Origin of the sequence: Halanaerobium saccharolyticum subsp. saccharolyticum DSM 6643, from assembly GCF_000350165.1 — a bacterium.
Taxonomy (GTDB): domain Bacteria; phylum Bacillota; class Halanaerobiia; order Halanaerobiales; family Halanaerobiaceae; genus Halanaerobium; species Halanaerobium saccharolyticum.
Genome location: NZ_CAUI01000012.1, coordinates 1 through 2,349 on the forward strand (window position 1 = coordinate 1; position 2,349 = coordinate 2,349).

The 2,349-nt window shown below is 36.7% G+C and carries 4 protein-coding genes; all 4 read right to left on the reverse strand.

Annotated elements, in window-relative coordinates; translation table 11 throughout:
- Nucleotides 1-432 (reverse strand): thiamine pyrophosphate-dependent enzyme (locus HSACCH_RS05200; RefSeq protein WP_040477151.1); only part of this gene is annotated, 432 nt, incomplete at its 3' end.
- A gap of 36 nt (nucleotides 433-468) precedes the next feature.
- A complete protein-coding gene (porA, locus tag HSACCH_RS05205; protein WP_005488406.1) occupies nucleotides 469-1,650 on the reverse strand; it encodes a pyruvate:ferredoxin oxidoreductase subunit alpha in 1,182 nt (393 codons plus the stop codon).
- A 15-nt stretch (nucleotides 1,651-1,665) separates the two neighbouring features.
- On the reverse strand, nucleotides 1,666-1,968 hold the full coding sequence (locus HSACCH_RS05210; RefSeq protein ID WP_005488399.1) for a 4Fe-4S binding protein: 303 nt from the start codon (nucleotides 1,966-1,968) through the stop codon (nucleotides 1,666-1,668).
- A partial coding sequence (locus HSACCH_RS05215) for a 2-oxoacid:acceptor oxidoreductase family protein (protein WP_040477149.1) occupies nucleotides 1,961-2,349 on the reverse strand: 389 nt, incomplete at its 5' end. The genes HSACCH_RS05215 and HSACCH_RS05210, both read right to left, overlap by 8 nt.

Consider the following 2,349-nt stretch of genomic DNA (forward strand, 5'->3'; position numbering starts at 1 on the left):
ATTCATATAGGCTCCATTATCATAACAAACATATGTCATATCATGGTTTCTTTCCATTGCTCCTGATAATGACTGGAATCCGATATCATATGTTCCTCCATCTCCACCAAAGGCTATGAACTTATAATTTGTATCTTTATCTATTTTTCCCTGCTTTTTTAGGGATTTATAGGCTGCTTCTGCTCCACTTGTTGTAGCTGCTACGTTTTCAAATGCATTATGAATAAATGAATCTCTCCAGGATGTATATGGATACATAAATGTTGATACTTCTAAACATCCTGTTGCACATCCTATTACTGCTTCATCATCTTCTTCTAATGCTCTCAGCACTGTTCTTACTGCTACTGGGGCTCCACAACCTGCACACATTCTATGTCCACCTGTAAATCTTTCTTTTTTATTTAATTCTTCTTTGAATTCATATTTCATTTCTGTTGTCATTTGCCTTTCACCTCCTGATATTTATTATTCTCTTAAGCTTAAGTAACGGTATCTTTCTCCTACTTCTCCTGTTTCTTCTATTTCCATTAGATCATTAAATACACTCTCTATTGACTCTATTGTTACATCTCTTCCTCCGAGTCCATACATGTAGCTTATGATTTCTGGTTTTGTAGTTTCTGGATATAGTGCTGCTGCTGTTTCGTGATATACAGGGCCTCCTGATGTTGAGAAGGTTTCTGATCTATCCATTGCTGCAACATATTTTACATCCTTTAATAGTTCTACCAATCTATCTCTATTAAATGGACGGAATACTCTTATCTTTAAGAGACCTACTTTCTTTCCTTCAGCTCTCATCTTATCTATTGTTTCTTTGGCTGTTCCTGCTGCTGAGTTAATTAAAACTAATGCATAATCAGCATCTTCTAACTCATATGTTTCAAAGAATCCATATTCTCTTCCTGTCATTTCTTTGTATTCTGCAGCTACTTCTTCTATTACTTTCTTAGCATTTTCCATAGCTCTGTTCTGCTGATACTTATGTTCCATATAGTAATCTGCTGTATCATAAGGACCAATAGCTATTGCATTCTCTTTGTTGATTAAGTGTTCATCTGCATTGTAGGTTCCTACAAATTCTTTTACATCTTCATCTTCTTCAAGCTGTATATTTTCTATAGCATGACTTGTGATAAATCCATCCTGACAGACCATTACTGGAAGCTGCACATCTTTGTGCTCTCCAATTCTTGCTGCCTGAATTAAATTATCATATGCTTCCTGATTATCTTCTGAATAAAGCTGGATCCAGCCTGCATCTCTTGCTCCCATTGAGTCACTGTGGTCTGCATTGATGTTGATCGGGCCTGATAAAGCTCTATTTACTACTGATAAGATGATTGGAAGTCTTGATGATGATGCTATATATAATTCCTCGACCATTAAAGCAAGTCCGTTTGCTGATGTTGCTGTTACTGTTCTTGCTCCTGCAGCCTGGGAACCAATACAGGCTGACATTGCACTGTGTTCTGATTCTACTGGTACAAATTCTGTATCTACACGTCCATCTGATACATATTTTGAAAAATACTGTGGTATTTCTGTTGATGGTGTTATTGGAAAGGCAGCCATTACATCTGGATTCATCTGGCGTAATGCTGTTGCTGCTGCTTCATTTCCTGATAGTTTTTCTCTAATACTCATTTGATCTCTCCCTCCTTATTCATCTTGTCCTTCTGGAATCATTTCTATTGCATCTACCGGACATACTTCTGCACAAATTGCGCATCCTTTACAGTGATCATAGTCAAATTCCAGTCTTTTTCCGTCTTTTACTGGAATTGATGTGTCAGGACATACCGGTGCACAAAGCAGACACTGTATACATTTATCTTCTTTAAAAATTGGCTTGTTTACTCTCCAGTCACCTGTGTTAAAGTTTTCTGCGTTACCTGAAGTATGAATTGTTCCTCCAGCTGTAAGCTCTTTCCAGGTCATTGTTTCATTCATTTCTTTAGCCATGTGCGTTCACCTCTTTTAAAGCTTTTTTTACTGCTTCTACGTTACCATCGATTACCTCTGGTTTAGAAGCAAACTTTTTCTTAAACAGCTTTTCCATTTCAGTTACAAAATCTTCTTCTTCCATGATTCCTGCAACTTTTACTAAAGCTGAAAGCATTGGTGTATTAGGAAAATATCTACCAATTGTAGCCATTGAAATTTCTCTGACATCTACAGTAAATAGTTCTCCCTCATACCCTTTTAGTTTCTTTCTGATCTTTTCACCATCTTTAGCTGTATTAACAACTATTGCTCCTTCTTCTTTCAAACCTGCTGTAACATCAACACTTTCCAAAAGTGTCTCATCTACTACTACAACATAATCTGGTTTGTAGATATTGG